This window comes from Planktothricoides sp. SR001 (genome assembly GCF_001276715.1).
GTDB classification, from domain to species: Bacteria; Cyanobacteriota; Cyanobacteriia; order Cyanobacteriales; family Laspinemataceae; genus Planktothricoides; species Planktothricoides raciborskii.
The window spans coordinates 35,863-54,679 of record NZ_LIUQ01000025.1; the positions used below are offsets into that span (position 1 = coordinate 35,863).

Consider the following 18,817-nt stretch of genomic DNA (forward strand, 5'->3'; position numbering starts at 1 on the left):
TAAATATCCAGGCATAATTCAGGCAGAGATAATTCCGTCACCTTCTGCCCAAAATTACTCTATTCCTCTGCCAAGGTTCCCTCAAATTCTGTCAATGAATCTTCTTCACTTTCTATCTCATCCACCGCATCATCAGTTAACCCCAGTTCTTTCTTAGCAAATACACGCCTTGCGCGGCGATCGAGAATCTTAATAATATTAGTGCGATCGGCTTTAATCGCCTCAATATCCTCTTTTTGAATTAACACCATATAATAACGGGATATTTCCATCATCCGATAAGCATACTGGAAAGCATCTCTGGTAAACTCACCCGTGGTGACAATCATTACCACATCAGCCCCAGTGACAAAAGTCATCCCGACTTCTTTCGCTAACACTTCAACATCAACTCGTTTCGTGTTTTTGCACTGGATTTGCCAGCGGTGATAGACAAAGCGATCGGATGCTGCTAAAACATCGACTTCCCCTTGCCCTGTTTCATAGTCCCGTTTCCGCCATTTTGTGAAGCGAAGACTGGTCAAACGAATCATCCAAATTGCTAACAATTCCAGGGCTTTACCTTTAATATGTTTGTCGGGATGATCTAAATCATTCACCACATCTTCAAAACTTCGATTTAGCTCAGTTTGGGAGATTTCTGTCAGTGCGGCGATCGCCTCTAAGAGTTGAGACAATAATTCACGTTGCGCTTTTTCCGTCAGTTTAACCAGATTAGGTTTAGCCCCACGTCCTCCGGTAGTTTTTTCCGTTGAAATCAACCCAAATTCTACTAAGGGTTGAATAATATCCTTAACAAAGGACTTAGAGGGAAATCTGACTTTATAAACACTCACCGCATAGTTAGCAATGTCATTCCATTTAGTGAGTTCTGTAATGCTCATCTGGAGCATGGCTAAAAGAAAATACTTTTGCTCTGAGGTCAGAGTATAAATATCGTCAATATAATCTTTATCAAGTTCTAAAATATCATAGACTCGATCCCAGTTAATCTCGTAAGTTTTCTCAAATACTCCTGCCTTTTCTAGCCATTGTCGCATGGTGCTAACATAAATAGCGTTGGGGGAGAGAGAATAGCCCATTTCTTCCAGTTCATAACCAATTAAATCTAATTTCGGTCGATCGCCTCTACTATTAATCGCTTCCACCGCTTTGAGTAAAGACATTCCGGTTAAGCTAGTTAAAATGTGACGGGCAAAAATTGTCGCTACTTCATCAGCATCAGTTTGATGTTCTAGGATTTGATTCGCAATATCTGTGAGTTGGTACTGCCAATCATCATCATTAATCGATTCAACTAACTTGTAAGCACGAAGAGAGAGAAATGTATTCATTGCCAGTTTGCTACGATTTTCTCCTTTTTGTAAATCATTTTGGTTGGAGTGGCTGGAATAATAACCCTTGGCAATTTCATCCTGTAGAACCCGGCGATCGGGTTGATTTGCTTTACATAGTTGCATCAGTTCAGGTAAATGCATCGTTTTGGGTTCAAACTGATGACCATAGGTGAATTTAAGTTTTTGTTCTGGCATATCGTTACTTGGTGATTGAAATAAGTCTAATTGAATATGACTATTTTTATCATCTATTGTAGATGATTTTTCCCGATAATCAGGAGCTAAATCCAGCGCTTTAGTTTTGAGATATTTTCGGTCTTTTAATGGAGTAACTACTAGGGGCGCATCGGCTTCAAATCTAAATTGTGATGCTTTAATATAATTCTCATCTAATTCAAAGGCTAACCAACGGCGATCGAGGGTTTCGGCGACTCTTCCGGTCATATTTGAACCGGCAAACGGATCGAGGACTAAATCACCGGGTTCCGTACAAAGTGCGATCGCAAATTCCGGTAATGCTTGGGGAAATCTCGCCGGATGAGGTTTAATTCCGGCTTCCTTGCAGCGTCGCTGATAGTAGTCATTAGATGCGGTGTTAGAAGCGGCAATCACATTCACGGGCTGGGCTAAATCATGGTCTAAAATCCAATTAAATTCGCCCAATACTGGTTGACCAATAAATGTGCCTGCACTAGACGCAGTATCGGCGATAATGTTGGGAGGAATCGCCCCACCGCGATCGGTCTGAAACTTAGTAGAAATATCATGTCCAGAGGGGCGTAGTTTAGCTTCATAACCATTTTTTAACAGGTTTTTCATCGCCTCACTGTAAGGGCGTAAAACTCGCTTATTATTGGCTTTAGGGTGGGGATCTTTTGATAACCACCAAACCGTATTTACAGCATCTTTCACCCGCTCTCGTCGCACTGTCACCCATTCTGCCGGGGTCGGAAGTTTGGCGGGATTATACCAGAAAATTTCTTGAGCCAGGAAAAACCCTAAACCGCCTTTTGATTTAGGTTGACAAAGCTCGATGACTAACTCAAAATGATAGAGCGATCGCACCGGAAAACCTTTCAGCCAAGTGCCACCAATATCGATAAATAGCGACCCTTGAGGCTTAAGAATCCGATAGAATTCACGGGCAAATGTCTTGAACCATTCAACATATTGATGAGCATCTACATTGCCATATTCTTTCTTTCTTACCAGGGCGAAAGGTGGGGAAGTGCAAATTAAATCGACACTTTCATCGGGCAATTCTGCCATCAGTTCTAAACTATTGCCCAAGTAGGCTGAACCTAGCTGAGTGCTGTAGTAGGGCTCACGGCTAATTTTGTTGGCGATATCAAATTGAGACACAATGGACACGATTTTGCTTTCCTCTTTGCTTTATAATACCGATTTAATTTTTATTTTTCTTAGGCTGCTGATATTTACAGATTGAGAAACTTAAGATTACTTGCGCTTAAATCTTTCTGAAATCGCCGCATTTTCTATTTGGTTCTTAAACAAATCCAGCAGATTGATAATTTCTTGGTGTAACTCTATATACTCATTCCTATCAACCCCCGAATACTCCCCGTGAGCAATTTCGTTTCTGGTTTTTAACAGCTTTTCATCGATTAAATTAGATTTCGTCTTGTACTCGGAAAAGTCTATCCCCAGAATATCAGTGATGTCTTTCAAAATGTCTGAGTTTAGATTCGATGCAGTAGATATTGGATCTTTAGGTAAATTACATCGTTGATTTAATTCTGAAATAAAAAAATCACAAACGGGTATATACAAAGATGCTTTATTGGTTTCTTTTGCCTCCTTCAGTTTTTCTTTCATGGCCAAAGCTAAAAAATTAGTAGAAATATCCTGGTAGGTAAGCTTTTTTAGCCGAACATATTCTACATAAGCGTTAGCCGCTAATTTTACGAAACCTTCCCAATGGGAATAAAGGATACATACCGCACTTCTCACTAATACCTTATGTCTTTGGTCGGAAACATCTTTTTTCGCTTCTACTAAAGATTTAATTTCGGCCAGTTCTCTTTTTCGCCAAGCCAAGTCTTGAGCTAGTTTATCGCTTAAGTTTTCAAGAGTTCGGATGCTCATGGAGCAAATACCTCTCTACCAAGCTGAATCAGATAGGGTAAGCGTCTTGCCGCATTTACTCCAGCCCCCGACCATTTTTTATAGGTTGGATGTGACCAAATAGTTTTAATTTGATTGGGTATTTTATCCGCTGAAATTGGATTTTGGTAGTGGAATCCAATTCCTAGTGCTACTACTTCATAAACAGATAATAGAAACCCTCCAAGAAATCTATCATCCTCCGCTCTATATCGCTTGAAGCTATTATCTCCCATTGCTTCATTAAGAATATTAAATGTTACATCAAACGCTTTTTCTATACGACGGTAGTCTAAATCTTCTTGAAGAGCCATTTGGCGTATGCCAACTGTTAAAAACTCGCTAACATCACCCTTTAACTCTTGAATACTTGCATCATCTCGCTCGTATAGAAGAATAAAACGCGATACTAATTCCATATCATACTGTTCTTCATACAGGCGATCGCTCAAAGCAATACAGTTTTTAAAAGACTCTCTATCTGCCAATGAACGCATCAATTTATATAAATCCTTATTCAACATTAAAACAATGCAATTTCTCACTTCTTGGGGTGTAGCGATCGAACCGCCTGTATTGAGTCGCTGAAATAGCTCATATTTAATCATTTTATCGCTTTCTTTTACCACGATATTCAAGGCGATTTTAGCTCGCTTGATTAATAGGCGTTGAAATTGAGTTAAAGAGTTGTGTTCATCATTGGGGTCATTCCACTTTTTACCTTTCAATGAAGGTAAGTATGTGGTTGCTTCTAAAGCAACAAAAGGTTGATATTCATCTGTAACATTTTGGTTCAAAATACCGACAAATTCATAAATTGTTGAGAGTCTTTGTAACCCGTCAACTACATCCCAAATACCATCATCTCTTTGACTGACAAAAATTGGGGGAATTGGGATGCCTAAAAGGATTGATTCGATAAAAGTTGATTTTTGATGATTTGACCAACGGAAAAACCTTTGAAAATCTGGGTGAATATCGATTTCACCGTCTTTATAAAGGCTGATCAACTCGCCAATAGACATTGAGTAACTATCTGTCTTAATTTCTTGTCTGATTTTGTCAATTTCTTCTTGTAGTGACATAATTGCAAATTTCCTAAGTGTTATCGTGTAACGTTTTCTGGGCAGAAGGCTAACCTTTAAATAGGATATCACGAATTGTCAGTGTGGCAACAGCCAGGGAGTCGAAAGCGTTTCTTTCTGCGCGATCGCCCCTTGTTAATTCAGCGGATGAAATAAATTAAGCGGCTTTTTTCAACTCATCAATCCTATGAAAAGGCCATGTTGAGCCATATTGTCTCTAGAATCGCGATCGCCCTAACTCTGGCATAAAAATTTAAAATTAAGTCCATCATTTTGTCCTTAATGATATAAATAAATATAGTCGTGATTACTAAGACAATGCAAGAGTCCTATTCCAACTCAGCCGGGAGGCATCTGATTGATGCCAAAATTCTCTTAGAAAACCAACGCTGGGACAACGCCGTTTACCTCGCGGGCTATGTGGTAGAATGTTCCTTTAAACTGCTGGTAGAGCAATATTTTAAGCATGATAAAAACGCCGTCAAGAAGTATGGACATGACCTCAATGAACTTGAGGGAAGGGCAATGGAAAGGTTGCGGGTTCTCTATCCCATTTTAGATCGACAACTTCCATCTGCAACAATCATTGATACTGTTTTAGCTCAGGATCACCCTGAAAGAAGATATGCCAAGTCTCCGCTTTGGACTGAAGAACAAGCAAAGTTAGCGGTTGAAGCTGCCGAAGCAATTTACCGGAAAATCATCCCAAACTTAGTGCTAAATGGCTCAATTTATAGTAAGGATATTTAATCCATGACGATCGCTTTTGGTCAAACATTAAAGAAAGTAAAGGAATGCTTTCAGGAACCAAGTATTTTATCTGAACTTGTACCTACGCTTGAGTCTGTCACCATTATTCGTGATGTGAATGGCAAAATTCGCCTGTTTCTTGATTTATCAGAAGGACAAACACCAGAAGCCGTTAATACAAGTCACCTGGATCGGCTTCTTTCTCAAAACCTTGGGCTTTATTATGGTAATGATATTTGGTTGCCTACCGGAGAAAAAGATGCTTATAAAGCTTTAATTGATACGATTAAAGCCGAAAGGGAACCGGCATCTTGGGATGATGAATCAGAGACACTTCGCTGGTATATTCTTGAGCGTCATATTGCCAAACAAGCATGGACAAATAAAAACGTCGGTCAACCACCTTGGAAACCAGAATTAATCTATCAAAAATATAAGCCTGCCATCATATCTTTTTTCTCTTTTAAAGGCGGTGTGGGGCGAACAAGTACCCTGGTTGCAACCGCATTGACTTTAGCTAATAATGGTCATCGAGTGGCGATTGTCGATCTGGATTTAGAAGCACCGGGTTTGGCCACAATTTTTTTACCTGATGAGTCTCATAATTTTGGGGTGATTGATTATTTACTGGAAAAAAAGGTGCAAGGAAAGAATTGGAAACTTCGCCCTCAATTGATCAATATTAGCGATCGCACTTTGCTCGGAGATGAGGGCGAAACCATCCAATTACTTCCCGCAGGAACCGTCGATCGCGATTACTTAGAAAAATTAGCCCGGTTGGACTTTCAGAACCTTGTCGATGGTGAGATCGGCAGGACAATGGGAGATATGTTAAAAGAATTAGAAAGTGCCGCCAAACCTTTAGATTTTATTCTGATGGATGCACGGGCTGGTTTTCACGATATTGGTGGCTTGGCGATCGCGAATCTTTCCCATGCAGCAGTTATTTTTAGCACGAAATCCCGTCAAAGTTGGGCGGGTTTAACCCATGTGATTCGCCATTTAGCCAGCCCTGGAGTTGATGACCGTTTGCCGTTGATTCTCGTACATTCAATGGCACCAGGATTAGGAATAACGGGCAGAGAACAAGAGTTAACCGAATTTCGAGAACAAGCCTACACCATTTTTCAAAATAACTATTATTCTGAAAATGAAACTGTCCCTAACGCCAACGATCCCGATGCGCCATTTAATCCTTTTGTTGTACCATATCAGGATATCCTCCGAGGAGACATTGCTCTATTTAGCCGAAACTCAAGCCCAGAAGAGTTAAATCGATTGTCAGATATTGTCAGAATCATGACTGATTATCCTTATCAGAATATTGCCGAAAAATTATGTTTAATTTTTGGGCGTGAATTAAACCAAGTTAATCAATGAAAACCATGAGTGAATTTAATCGACAAAATTTACTGGAATTAATTAGTAAAATTGCCCCTTCAGGGGGATCCGCTGAGGGCGAAAGCTATAAGGAGGAGGAATTCTTAAAAAACTTTTTGCCGATTGCCGATTATCGCAGGGCGCTAGAACCTAATATATTATTAATCCAAGGAGGGCGGGGCGTCGGCAAAACAGAATTATTCCGTTTACTAGCTATTCCTTCAGGACGGGAAGCTTTGGTGGAAAGCTTGAACATTAGAGCATTACCTCCTTTAAGCCAAACAACATGGATCGCTGGCTTTGGGCGGACTCGCAAAGCAGAAAAGCGCTTTCCGACACCAGACATTGTTGAGTCTCTTATGCAAAATGCTACAAACATTGAATGGCGCAGTTTCTGGATTGGGTTAATGTTAGGTGTCATCCTACAGCAAGAAGACTGTAAGCTAAAAGATTTTATTTTTGCCGAAATTGATCCAGAGATCGCTTTCATCGCCAATAATCTAAAAGAAAAATTGTCCCTTTTATCCGATTGGCTGCCCTTGGTGAATGAACATCTGGAAAAATTTAATGATGTATTAGATAAATTAGATGAAAAATTAATCGAAACCGATAATTGGTTATTTGTTAATTATGACGAATTAGATCGGTTAGTCAGTTCTTATACTGCCTTAGCCAGCCCAATTCGTGAACTTTTAGCCTTATGGCTGGATCGATCGCGCCGTTGGGAGAGAATCTGCCCGAAAATATTTTTGCGAACCGATCTATTTCGAGAAGAATTTTTGAATTTTCCCGATGCTTCTAAACTATCGGGTCATCAAATTCGCTTGGAATGGCAACATTCCTGGCTTTATCAACTTTTAGTCAAGCGTCTCGCCAATTCTAGTAATGAAATGCGAGCATATTTACAAAACATTCCAGGTTTAATTATTGAACAAACAACTAGCTTGGGATGGACTGCCACATCAAACGAAAAATTGTTTGAACAACTGATCGAGATGATGATTGGTAAGTATATGGGAAATGCTCCTAAAAAAGGAATTACTTATCGTTGGATTCCTAATCACCTTCAAGATGCTGGTGGTCGAATTGCCCCACGTTCTTTTCTAAAATTATTTGCCTTAGCAGCCAGCAGAAGAATTTCCGGACAATCTGAACAGAACCTACCGGAAACCAAACTGTTGCACCCCTCTGATTTACAGGGTGCTTTAATGGATACCTCCGCAGATCGCATTCGGGAATTACAAGAGGAATACCCCTGGTTAGAATCTCTGAAGACTAGCTTAGTGGGTTTAAATGCTCCGATGCCCAGGGAGACATTTTTAGAAGCCGTACAATCTACTCGATGGAGTGAAAGACCTGAAAAAAAACCACCGGCTAATAACTCTGAAGAAATATTGAAATATTTACTGCAAATGGGAATTGTTGAAAGTCGTTTTGATGGACGGATTAATATGCCGGAAATTTATTTATATGGCTTTCAAGTGAAACGTAAAGGAGGGGTGAAACGGCCAAAGTAAGCAGAAAAAGTAGAAAAGCGCAATTTAATTGCTTTTTGTGTCTATTTTATGCTCGGATGGAAAACCACAAAGACACAGAGAACACAAAGATATAAAATATTTTTGTTCTCTCTGTGTGAAATTGGTTAATTTTTTTAGATTTAAAACTGGGAAAGCGATCGCCTATAGTTGTCCCTATCGTTGTAGTTTTGCCCAAACAAAACCAGACCCTAATCCTTGCAAGCGGGCCATTTTAATCCACAACAGGGTCATGTGTTCTAGATGCAAACTCATGGCCAGATTTCCCGTGTCCACAGGTTCCCACCCCATTTCTATACAGAGGTTTGCCACTACCTGTTTAGCATCAGGATCGTTGCCTGCAATTAACATCGCTGGTTTCAAGTCCCCATAACCGGGATAAGTATTATTTTCAAAGTTTTCAAATCCGTAAATGGTGAAGGCTTTTACTACTTTGGTATTGGGGACAAGGTTTTGGACAAATTCACCGCCAGATTGTTCATTATTTAGTCCGTGAGTGAAACCAGCGCCAACGGGATTGGTACAATCTACTAATATTTTACCGGATAAATTTCCGGATTCTGCCAGGGCGGTTTGATTGGCAGAAAAGGGGGTAGCCAAAAATACTATTTCCGCAGTGGCGAGCGCCTCGGAAATCGCCGCCACTTGCAAATTAGGATACTTGGCTAAGGCAGCTTTTACCTTGTCGGAATTGCGATCGCGGGCGGCAATTTTCACCGTATGACCTAATCCTACTAACTGTCCGGCTAAAGCGGATCTTACTTGGCCGATGCCAATAAATGCAATGTTCATGGTATAGCCTGTTTATTTTTTTTAGAGATGTAAAAATTCATTGTTCATTCTAGGGTTCATTCCAGGGAGTTAAACGGTAGCAATTCGTCAGGAATCATCTCACATCTAGGCATCAAATGCCCGCAATTTTTACCCAAACCAACCCAGTAAAATCAATCGATAGCCGCAACAGAGATGAGTAATTCATTAAGCCCGTTACCGGGGATGAATTAACTGAATTTAGACTTAGTTTAGTATATAATAAAAATAGTATTTTTTCTTTTTACCAATTTCCTAATTACCAGTGTCCTCAATAATTCTGTATTTTTGAGGCATAGAAACTGAAAAACCCGGTTTTTGACAAAAAAACCGGGTTTCTGGGTTTTGGGAAACGTTTCAATTAATTCTAATTTTCATTAAACGTATCTTTCAGAACTGTTCGCGCTGCCAGATGATTGCGAGTCGAAGTGAGAATTTCTGATTCTCTGGTAAGGCGATCGCTTGTACTGATCATTTCCAGCAGGTCTTGCTGTTCTTGGGGGACACCATAAAGGTTGCTGGCCACCCAATAAGACAGTTCTGTGGGCAAACTGGGAATATCGTCGGGAATTTCGATTTTTTGATCCATCAACTTGGCCGACAACCGCACCACATCCTTTAATAATTCCTCAACGTTCGCCGCTAAGGGACGTAAATCTTCAGTGGTTGGTTGATCAGAAATCCATTCTACTAAACCGACCAGATAGGGTTTTTCGCGAACGTATTCCAAAACACGGAATCGTTGCTGTCCCAAGGTCAGCATTTTCATCCGGTCATCAGGCAGGCGTTGATACTGAAGAATCTCCGCACAGCAACCAACCGTCGCCGGTTGGCGTCTTACGGGATCCCATAAGACGACCCCAAACCGGCGATCGCTCTCCAGAATCGTGTTCATCATGATTCGGTAGCGGAATTCAAAAATATGTAGAGGCAGAGGCCGACCTGGAAATAGAACTACTTCCGGTAAAGGAAACAGCGGGAGTTCCCGAACAGCAATATAGGAGGGTGGCATTTTTCCTGAAGTCTGTGCTTACTGAGCTTCTATACTTACTTTAACTTACTTGGTCAGAGTTTGCATAACTTATTCGTTGTTGTTTATTAGTTATTTGTTATTTGTCGGCTGGGCAAATTGATTTAATTTCTTGATTGATTATCAAGTGGTAGGGTGGGCAAAATTTTGCCCACCCTACGATTTAAGTCTGATGTAGAAATTTTGCCCACCCTGCGATATTTTAGGGTGGGCAAATGGATAGAATTACTTAACTTGTAGTCTGATGTAGAAATTTTGCCCACCCTGCGATTTAAGTCTTTATTTATTTAACTAATAAAGCAGTAATCTTGTCTCGATAAGTTTGCCAAGCGGTGACTGCTTCGGGGTCGGAAGTTTGTCCTCGGTGTAATAAAATTACTCCATCGGTAAAGCGAATGATGCCATAAAGTCCACTATTGTGGATATTGTCAATGACTGAAATCATGTTTTTTAATAATGCCCGGTCATGTTTGAATGCAGGCTGATATTGTTCCAGTTGCCACAAGTCCGCGATCGCATATTCTGTTTGCACCACTCTGGCGCGATCGTTGCGTAATTCTAGGGCGGGAAATCGGAGAATTTCTCGACGGCTGGACAAATGGGGCACAATATAAGTAGTGGCAGAAACACTGGCATCTGGGGGAATTTCTGGCAAAACAGAATGAATTACGGCGCTATGTTGCCACCGTTGGGGCAAGGACACATAAACCCAAGGATTAATTGAGTCAGGAATAATAAAAGATAAGGTGCGATTCGGGTTAGAAGTTAGGGATAAAATAATCGATAAACCGAGACAAATTGTCCAAAATCGTTGCATGGAGACGGTGAATAACTGGGGACGATTTTTTAAGGAATTGATCCACCCTTCAAATACTTCTTTTACCACCGTAACCGGGGCAACCCACAGACTAATTTGGGTCAAGCCTCTCAGCAGCAAGTCTCGCATTGGGGCGGTTCGCAATTCTTGACGATTTGACCACCAAAGAATCATGCCGTAACAAATTCCCGGTACTACGGTCATGGCATACCGAATGTTAATTGATAAAGCGGTTTGCCCTTGTTGTAAGAAAATTGCAATTAAAGGAAAACCAGCGATCGCCCATGCTGCGGGGGCGGCTACAGGAATTAACCCAAAAGGCAACCATTGCCCCAATAAATAAAGAATTTTGCGGTCTATGGGAATCAGGAGTTTCCGCAATACTTTCCCCGGTTGGCTAATTAATGCCCACAATAAATCTAACGTGGTGGCTTGTTCTTTGGGTTCTTCCGAACCCAGCAAATGCCCAAACCTTTCCAGGGTAAATCGGCGAGCAACATCCTCAGAAAATAAGGGCATAATGATATTAGTCAACCCTAATATGTAGAGAAAACTGAGCATAGAAACCCCTAATCCTAATTTGGGATAACGTTTACTTAGGGTCAGATAAATTCCCACCCCAAATAAGGAAACTCCGCCATCTTCCCGGACTGCTAATACACAAACTGCCATCAGACAAAATAATGGCCACCAGCGTTTTTCCATTGCCAGCAGCAGGGTAAACATAAATAATGGCATTTGACAGTTATCGGCAAAATTAGAAAGGGTCGGGCCAATAATTGCATTTGCACTATAAAAGCTGACCACAATCATGGCCGCGAGGGGGGGTTGCAGATATTGTCGGGCGAGGATATATAAGACTAAACCCGCTGCGGTGACTAAGGTTACTTGTAAGACGGTTAAAGTTATGGCATTAGGAAATAGGGCGTAAATCGGTAGCCAAATTAATAAGGCTGGGGTGAAATGTTGCCCTAGTCGGTGATAGGATACGTCGGGAAATTCGCCACTGTGAACCACATTTGTGGAGAGTGAAGAGGATAAGGAACTCTGAAAAAAACGACCGTGAAGACTATTCCAATAAACCTGGTTAAAGATGCCTTGGTCAAAGGAGGCATAGAAGGTGTAGTACCGATGCACTGTTAAGGTCAAAGCGATTAGGAAAAAGGTCATTGCGGCGGCGATCGCCAATCGAAACCACGGATTTTTTGGCCAAGACAACATGACAAATTCTCACCGGATGGAAATTGCAAGAAATATTAAGCTATTTAAAGATACCGCATCAAGAAACAGGGTTTATAAATATATGTAATTTATAATTTGTAATTTGTGACTTGCAATTATTCAAACGGGATCCATTGCGGAGCGTTAGCCGTAAGGCTATACGGCAGGAAAGTCCCTAGAGACTTTTGATGGTTTACACAATTATTAAATTTTGATTTAACAATCGTAAATATTGTCTCATTTTATTATCTCATTTTTAAGCGATCACCTCATTTTCAATCCTGGAGTTTTTGCGAAATTCCGCCATCAAGTCGCCATGAAGTCAATGAGTTTGAGTAATTTGATCCTTTCTGGGCATAAATTGGCGCATTGAGCGGACTTTGCTAAAATGAAAAAATGATAAAAAACTTTGCAAATCACCGAAACAAAAACTAATATTCAGAACGAATAATTGGTGCTATAATCAAAAAAATTAATTATAGGAGACGCCACAATTATGACAAATGCAACTGTTGAAGACTGGTCTAAAGAGTTATTGAAACTACAGCGCACCATGTTTGACAAGTGGATTGAAGTGACCCCAATGGCAGCGGGAATGAAAGCCCTGAATGTCAAGGGCAGTGTGGAAGAATCGATTAAATTTGGCGAAGATATTATTGCAGCTTCCCTGGAGCTTCAATCCCAAGCCAATCAATCGACTTTGGACATTCAAAAGCTGTTTTGGGATAACTATTTCAAGAACCTGCGTCAAGCCACCCAGTATCTAGAAAAACAAGTCGAAGTAAAAGCGGCTTAAGTACGGATTCACTATTGATAGAATATTCTCAGTCACTTGAAGATAACATCAGTGTCCCAGGTACAACTGAAGAAATTCCTTCCTGGAGAAAGGGGTGTAAAAGTTAAAATTCAAACATCATCCCAAGGTCAACTGCATTTCTGATTAGCGATTTAGCTGGCGTTTGAGTAAATTTATTAAATGTTTAAATGAGCAGAAGACGGTTAGGGTAGGTGAATTGATTCCAACACGAACACGAAATATACTGAGTATTCTTGTATCAACGCACAAATCTCCTCAAATTGGGGAGATTTGTGCGTTGATCGGGGAAAATGACTATTGATGGGGTTGTTGGAAAAAAACACATGATCATGGTGGCAGTGCTAATCGGTGTCTGCGGGGAAGACGAGGCGACAAAAAATGGGGTTGACCGGGAAGCGGTGGAAACACAACCGGGGACGGTTTCGCGGCGATCGCCACAACGGGTGATGGGTAAGGTGATGGGTAATATACAGGCGATCGCCCACGCATTAGCGGAATCCCGGTCTCAACAGATAGATTCGGGGAAGTTTGCCCAACCCCAGATTACGGAATTGATTAATCCTAGTCCCGAACAGATGCGCGATCACATTCAACAGTTATTTGATCGGCCGACAGTGGATGCTCTACGTTTACTCTACTTTTGTGGATCGGCAATTGTGACGGCAACGGGTCAAGTTTATTTATGTGAAAAGACGGCGAAAGATGCGCCGCCATACCCCCTAGGGTCAGTTTTGCCGCCAAACCAGTCGATGATTTCCCTGGATTGGGTGTTGCAACAGATGGAACAAAGTAATAGCCCCCAAGGGGTAGTGATTTTGGATTGTTTGGATGTAATTTACCAGGGAAAAGAAGTTTTTGAACAGATATCCTGTCGTCGCTTTACCAAAGGGGCTTTGCTTTGTCATTTCCGCATTTGGCCAAAACCAATTTCCGAGGAGTCAATTTCCGGGGAGAAAGAGAGTCATTCGGAGGCAATTTTAAGGCAATTAATGGCAGAAGATGATTTTCCCAGTTATACCGATTATTTAGTAGCTGGACTGGCTACCGGGGCAGCGGATCTGGATCGAGATGGGGTGATTTCTCTGGGAGAATGGCATGATTATGCGGCCTATCAGTTGAGTTTGGTGACTGCTGGGATGGAGGCAGCAATGTATGCGATCGCACCAGCGGAAAAAATAGCGATCGCGGAAATCTTGAGTCTAAACGCCAATCAAGAATACTATCATACTCTGATGGAAGTCGCTAAGTCTTATCAGGGAAATTTTCCCTTGGTGGTGCAGCGAAGTCTTGATGTGCGTCGCGAAAGTTTGGGGGTGTCCCAGGCGATCGCTGCTAGTCTGGAAAAAACCGTGTTAGTCCCTTACCTTTACCATAAAGCTAAGTTAGAACTCTATAAAAAATTACGCCACAGAGTCACGAAAAAACGCGGGATAATTTCTCCCGAAAATCGTCTCTGGTTGAAGTCGCAACAAGGCATTTTAGGATTAACTGATGCGGATATTCAAAATATTGAACCGCCAGCGGTTGCTAAATCATCAAATCAGCGCCGCTTACCAGGGTTAATTATGGCCGGAATTGCCCTGACAATGTTATTTGCTGGGGGAATTTATGCCTTGCGATTAGGTGGGCGATCGGCTTTAAGAAACGCAAAACAGCCAGTCAATTTATCCCCTGCCTCGGAAACGATTAATCCTAGTCCCAACCAAGGAAATGATGTAACCGGCAACCCCAATAAAGGGAATGATGTAACCGAAAATAAGTTAACAGATCCGTTTCCTATTCCTACAAAAAAACCGATTACCCTCACGGATCATCAAGGGCCAGTTCAAGCAGTGGCGATCGCGCCTAATCAAGAAATTCTGGCTACGGGCAGTAATGACCAGACAATTAAACTATGGAACTTAGCCCCCCTTTGGCAAAATAACTCAGAAAACCCGCCATACTCTAATCAATTATTAATCGATACCCTCTCAGGACATACGGATAGAGTGAGAACTTTAGCCATTAGTTATGATGGTCTAACTTTAGCCAGTGGGGGCAACGATCAAACTATTAAAATTTGGAATTTAAGCCCCAAAAATGAGCGATCGACTTATTTAAAATCAACCCTAACCGATCATATTGGGGCTATCTATGCCCTGGCTTTTTTGCCCAATCAAAACATATTAATTAGTGGCAGTTCTGATTGGACAATTAAAATTTGGGATTTGAATACAAATCAAGTTATCAAAACCCTAGAAGGTCATCAAGGATCGATTAGATCATTAGCGGTCAGTGCAGATGGTCATACCTTAGTCAGTGGCAGCACCGATGGCACCGTAAAAGTTTGGGATTTAAGAACTCGACGTTTACAACATACCTTAATCGGACATACAGATTTAGTTCGCACTGTCGCTATTAGTCCTGATGGGAAAATTATTGCCAGTGGCAGTTGGGATAATACCATTAAACTTTGGACGCTGCAACCGCAAACAGAAATCAGTGAATCTGCGGATTCTGATGCGGATTACTCCCCGTTTTTAATAGGGGCGATCGCTGGCCATACTGAGCATATCAATTCAGTGGCATTTACCCCCGATGGTCAAAACCTAATTAGTGCCAGTGATGACAATACAATTAAAATTTGGAAATTGCATTTATCGGCAGATCAAAAACATAAAAATAACCGCGAATTAGCGTCAGTTACAGCCACCTTTACTGACCATAGTACGGATATTTTATCCCTAGCGGTAAGTGGTAAAAATGAGCAGTTTGCCCAAAGTTATCCGCTGCTAGTTAGTGGGAGTTGGGATCATCAAATCAAAATTTGGTGGTAAAGAAACCGGGTTTTTTGCGGCATATAAAAGTTATCTGTTTATCGCCACCAAGAAACCCGGTTTCTTCTGCCAACCGCTATCCGTTGCCAACCACTATTTGAAAATAAAATAGTCAACCCATTCCCTGCCAACCGCTATCCGTTGCCAACCACTATTTGAAAATAAAATAGTCAGCCTATCCGCTGCCAACCGCTATCCGTTGCCAACCCTTATCCGATCTCAAGAAGCCAGTTACACCGTTCGCGAAGCGTCCCGGAGGGAATCGCTTACGGCGAAATTTAGCCAAAAGTCGTTGGTTTGAGACCAAAGAATTGGTGATTCCAGAAATTGTTTGGGACCTCACTACCCAAAAAGTTTTGGTGATGGAATGGTTGTATGGTAAGCCAATTTTAACCTGGGATTTTCAGTTGCCCAATGGCAATGAAGACCAAGCCAAAAAAAAGGCGATCGCGAAGCGTTGCGGATGCAATCTCGCCACCTTATTAACCCGCGTATTCTTTCAACAAATTTGTCTCGATGGCTTTTTTCATGCCGATCCCCACCCAGGCAACTTATTTTATCTCACCGATGGTCGAGTGGCTTTATTAGACTGTGGTATGATTGGCCGCCTTGATCCCGTAACCCAGAAAGTTTTAATTGAATTACTCCTAGCAATGGTAAACTTAGATGCCCAACGCTGTACCCAATTAACCTTAGAACTTTCTCCATCCCCGATTAGTATTAATTTAGCCCGCTTAGAAACCGAATATGACCGATTATTGCGAAAATATTACAATCTAAATCTATCAGAAATTAGCTTTGGTGAGTTATTTTATGAAGTGTTAGAAGCTGCCCGCAGTAACCAAGTCCTTCTTCCGGCAAACTTGGGCTTATGTGCCAAAACTTTAGCCAATTTAGAAGGGGTTGCCCGTACCCTAGATCCTGAATATAATATTTCCGAACAAATTAAACCTTTAATCACCGATTTATTTAGTCTGCAAATGATTGGATAAGCCCCAATTCCTGCCCTACTCAGAACCGCCTTAGACCTAAAAAGTTTATCCCTACAATCACCTCGACAGGTTGAAGTTTTATTAGATCGGATTACCTCGGAAAGACTGCGCTGGAATTTCCGGATCCAAGAATTAGATGACCTGCGTCGTAGTATTGATGACTCCGCGAACCGTCTGTCTTTTAGTATTTTGGTCGGTTCTTTAATCATGGGCGCCGCGATGATTTCCTCCCAAGAACCGATCGCCCAAGTTTATTGGGTCAGTGAGGCGTTATTTGCCGCCGCCAGCTTATTAGGTTTATGGTTAATCATCAGTATGGCGATTCCCTCCGGGACGCTTCGCGAACAGGAAAATTAAGTTAAAGATTTTGTAAATTTTTGTGATTTCTTGACAATTAACTTGACATTGTGGTTTATTTTTGCGATAATGATCATAATAAAGTAATAATAAAAATATGTGCAAATTTTACCACATATTCCCCATATATCTCGGTAAAAAGTGTCTAAAATTATTCGATTAACGGAAAAATTTAACAATTTTTCAGCCAATAATTAAGCCCGGTGCGATCAAACTGACTTACTGAAATTCCCAAAGTCAAAAATCAGGGTGGGTTCACGCAAACATTGCGCAAAAATCCTTATAATTCGTCAGTTGAGCGGACTTGTTTGAGCCTAGCTGATCATACGAGGAGCCACTAATGCCTGTGATTAAAAACAAAAACGAGCCATCAAAAACCAAAGCTCAGAAAGAATCCTCTTTAAAAAAGCAGGCCATCCGTGGCACAGCCTGGACAATCATTGGTTATGGAGGAGGTCAAGCACTACGTTTGGGCAGTAACATAATTTTGACTCGTTTGCTAGTGCCAGAACTTTTTGGTTTGATGGCTTTAGTCAATACCTTCATCACAGGTCTCACATTATTCTCTGATATTGGCATTAAACCCAGTATTATTCGTAGTAGCCGCTGGAATGACCCGCTGTTTCTCAATACAGCTTGGACTTTACAAGTAATGCGCGGTTTTTGGTTATGGTTTGCTTGCTGCCTAATTACGATTCCAGTGGCAAAATTCTATGAAGAACCTAGGTTTCTATGGTTAATTCCAGTGGTTGGTTTCACAACGGTCATTGGCGGCTTTAACTCTACTTCCTTAGCGACACTCAACCGCAAAGTGGAACTGGGTAAGTTAACCAAACTGGATTTTAAAACCCAGACATTGAGTTTAGCTGTGACGATTATCTGGGCTTATTTCAAGCAAACCATCTGGGCACTTGTAGGCGGAATGATCGTCTCTAGATTTATGTCCATGTTTTGGAGTCATCAATTAGCTCCTGAAACCTCAAACCGCTTTGCTTGGGATAAAACCGCAGTCAAAGAACTCCTGTCCTTTGGCAAGTGGATATTTTTATCCACCATGATGACCTTTTTGGCTGCCCAAGCCGATAGACTGATGCTCGGTAAATTGTTGTCCTTGGAAATGTTAGGAGTATATACCATCGCATTTACTTTTGCGGATATCCCGCGACAATTTGTTAAGAAATTAAGTGATCAAGTGATGTTTCCGATTCTATCCCAGAAAGCGGATCTGCCCAGGGAAGAACTGAGAAGAAAAATTCTCAAAAAGCGCTGGCTATTACTGACTGGCATGGCATTGATCGTTACTTTTTTAGGATGTTTTGGCGATATAATTGTCTTGCTCTTATATGACCACCGGTACAAAGATGCTGCTTGGATGTTACCCATTTTATCATTAGGTCTTTGGCCTTTGTTGCTGCATATAACAGTTAATCCCAGTCTATATGCAATTGGCAAACCTGTCTATGTTGCATTTGGCAATGCTTTAAAATTTTTATATATGATTGTTGTTTTACCGCTTGGCTATTCTTTGATGGGATTAGTCGGATCTATTATTGTCTTAGCCTTTAATGATTTGCCTTCTTATGTAGCGATTAATTTTGGTTTATGCCGAGAAGGTTTGACGGGAATCGGTCAAGATATTTTAGCCACCCTGATGTTAATCAGCTTATTTGCTGTAGTTTTAAGCATTCGATATAGTTTGGGTCTAGGAAATCCAATTGCAGGCATTTTATCCTAATTTTATGAAAA

General features: G+C 41.2%; 14 protein-coding genes. 8 read left to right on the top strand and 6 right to left on the bottom strand.

The features are described from left to right. Nucleotides 1-59: 59 nt before the first annotated feature. The 3 genes from AM228_RS15665 to AM228_RS15675 all read right to left on the bottom strand — a co-directional run bounded on the left by AM228_RS15665 (nt 60) and on the right by AM228_RS15675 (nt 4,546). The gene (locus AM228_RS15665) at nt 60-2,708 is read right to left on the bottom strand and encodes a DNA methyltransferase (protein WP_054467032.1); all 2,649 of its coding nucleotides are present in this window, start codon (nt 2,706-2,708) and stop codon (nt 60-62) included. 87 nt (nt 2,709-2,795) lie between these two features. Beyond that, complete coding sequence (locus AM228_RS15670; RefSeq protein ID WP_054467033.1) at nt 2,796-3,443, bottom strand: MAE_28990/MAE_18760 family HEPN-like nuclease; 648 nt, start codon at nt 3,441-3,443, stop codon at nt 2,796-2,798. Next, entirely contained in the window at nt 3,440-4,546 is a 1,107-nt protein-coding gene (locus AM228_RS15675; RefSeq protein WP_054467034.1) for a DUF262 domain-containing protein, read from the bottom strand. The genes AM228_RS15670 and AM228_RS15675 overlap by 4 nt, the downstream gene beginning before the upstream one ends. Nucleotides 4,547-4,849: 303 nt before the next feature. On the opposite strand from AM228_RS15675, the gene AM228_RS15680 reads away from it, so the two are divergent. The 3 genes from AM228_RS15680 to AM228_RS15690 are packed head-to-tail and all read left to right on the top strand — an operon-like array spanning nt 4,850 to nt 8,193. Beyond that, on the top strand, nt 4,850-5,296 hold the full coding sequence (locus AM228_RS15680; protein WP_197285313.1) for a HEPN domain-containing protein: 447 nt from the start codon (nt 4,850-4,852) through the stop codon (nt 5,294-5,296). 3 nt (nt 5,297-5,299) lie between these two features. Continuing rightward, a complete protein-coding gene (locus AM228_RS15685; protein ID WP_054467036.1) occupies nt 5,300-6,676 on the top strand; it encodes a tyrosine-protein kinase family protein in 1,377 nt (458 codons plus the stop codon). A gap of 5 nt (nt 6,677-6,681) precedes the next feature. Then, complete coding sequence (locus AM228_RS15690; RefSeq protein WP_054467078.1) at nt 6,682-8,193, top strand: P-loop ATPase, Sll1717 family; 1,512 nt, start codon at nt 6,682-6,684, stop codon at nt 8,191-8,193. 174 nt (nt 8,194-8,367) lie between these two features. Here the strand turns inward: AM228_RS15690 and AM228_RS15695 are convergent, their stop codons facing one another. The 3 genes from AM228_RS15695 to AM228_RS15705 form a co-directional block, all read right to left on the bottom strand. Continuing rightward, the gene (locus tag AM228_RS15695) at nt 8,368-9,003 is read right to left on the bottom strand and encodes an NADPH-dependent F420 reductase (protein WP_054467037.1); all 636 of its coding nucleotides are present in this window, start codon (nt 9,001-9,003) and stop codon (nt 8,368-8,370) included. 385 nt (nt 9,004-9,388) lie between these two features. Further along, nucleotides 9,389-10,033, bottom strand: a complete 645-nt coding sequence (locus AM228_RS15700; protein ID WP_054467038.1) for an LON peptidase substrate-binding domain-containing protein — start codon at nt 10,031-10,033, stop codon at nt 9,389-9,391. A gap of 301 nt (nt 10,034-10,334) precedes the next feature. Then, complete coding sequence (locus AM228_RS15705) at nt 10,335-12,089, bottom strand: DUF2079 domain-containing protein (RefSeq protein WP_054467039.1); 1,755 nt, start codon at nt 12,087-12,089, stop codon at nt 10,335-10,337. 496 nt (nt 12,090-12,585) lie between these two features. On the opposite strand from AM228_RS15705, the gene AM228_RS15710 reads away from it, so the two are divergent. From AM228_RS15710 to AM228_RS15725, 5 genes are all read left to right on the top strand, one after another. After that, on the top strand, nt 12,586-12,885 hold the full coding sequence (locus AM228_RS15710) for a hypothetical protein (protein WP_054467040.1): 300 nt from the start codon (nt 12,586-12,588) through the stop codon (nt 12,883-12,885). A gap of 350 nt (nt 12,886-13,235) precedes the next feature. After that, a complete protein-coding gene (locus AM228_RS15715) occupies nt 13,236-15,722 on the top strand; it encodes a WD40 repeat domain-containing protein (protein ID WP_231636815.1) in 2,487 nt (828 codons plus the stop codon). 311 nt (nt 15,723-16,033) lie between these two features. Next, nucleotides 16,034-16,714 carry an AarF/ABC1/UbiB kinase family protein gene (locus AM228_RS36825; protein ID WP_156331824.1) on the top strand — a complete coding sequence of 227 codons (681 nt, stop codon included), beginning with the start codon at nt 16,034-16,036 and terminating at the stop codon, nt 16,712-16,714. Nucleotides 16,715-16,903: 189 nt separating this feature from the next. Further along, on the top strand, nt 16,904-17,071 hold the full coding sequence (locus AM228_RS36830; RefSeq protein WP_156331825.1) for a hypothetical protein: 168 nt from the start codon (nt 16,904-16,906) through the stop codon (nt 17,069-17,071). Between the two features lie 340 nt (nt 17,072-17,411). Then, on the top strand, nt 17,412-18,806 hold the full coding sequence (locus tag AM228_RS15725) for an oligosaccharide flippase family protein (protein ID WP_054467043.1): 1,395 nt from the start codon (nt 17,412-17,414) through the stop codon (nt 18,804-18,806). The last annotated feature ends 11 nt before the right edge of the window (nt 18,807-18,817 follow it).

Excerpts from the sequence above, each read along its gene's own strand:
- AM228_RS15670 (WP_054467033.1), bottom strand. The coding sequence starts at position 3,443 with ATGAGCATCCGAACTCTTGAAAACTTAAGCGATAAACTAGCTCAAGAC.
- AM228_RS15675 (WP_054467034.1), bottom strand. The coding sequence starts at position 4,546 with ATGTCACTACAAGAAGAAATTGACAAAATCAGACAAGAAATTAAGACA.
- AM228_RS15685 (WP_054467036.1), top strand. The coding sequence starts at position 5,300 with ATGACGATCGCTTTTGGTCAAACATTAAAGAAAGTAAAGGAATGCTTT.
- AM228_RS15690 (WP_054467078.1), top strand. The coding sequence starts at position 6,682 with ATGAGTGAATTTAATCGACAAAATTTACTGGAATTAATTAGTAAAATT.
- AM228_RS15695 (WP_054467037.1), bottom strand. The coding sequence starts at position 9,003 with ATGAACATTGCATTTATTGGCATCGGCCAAGTAAGATCCGCTTTAGCC.
- AM228_RS15700 (WP_054467038.1), bottom strand. The coding sequence starts at position 10,033 with ATGCCACCCTCCTATATTGCTGTTCGGGAACTCCCGCTGTTTCCTTTA.
- AM228_RS15705 (WP_054467039.1), bottom strand. The coding sequence starts at position 12,089 with ATGTTGTCTTGGCCAAAAAATCCGTGGTTTCGATTGGCGATCGCCGCC.
- AM228_RS15710 (WP_054467040.1), top strand. The coding sequence starts at position 12,586 with ATGACAAATGCAACTGTTGAAGACTGGTCTAAAGAGTTATTGAAACTA.
- AM228_RS15715 (WP_231636815.1), top strand. The coding sequence starts at position 13,236 with ATGGTGGCAGTGCTAATCGGTGTCTGCGGGGAAGACGAGGCGACAAAA.
- AM228_RS15725 (WP_054467043.1), top strand. The coding sequence starts at position 17,412 with ATGCCTGTGATTAAAAACAAAAACGAGCCATCAAAAACCAAAGCTCAG.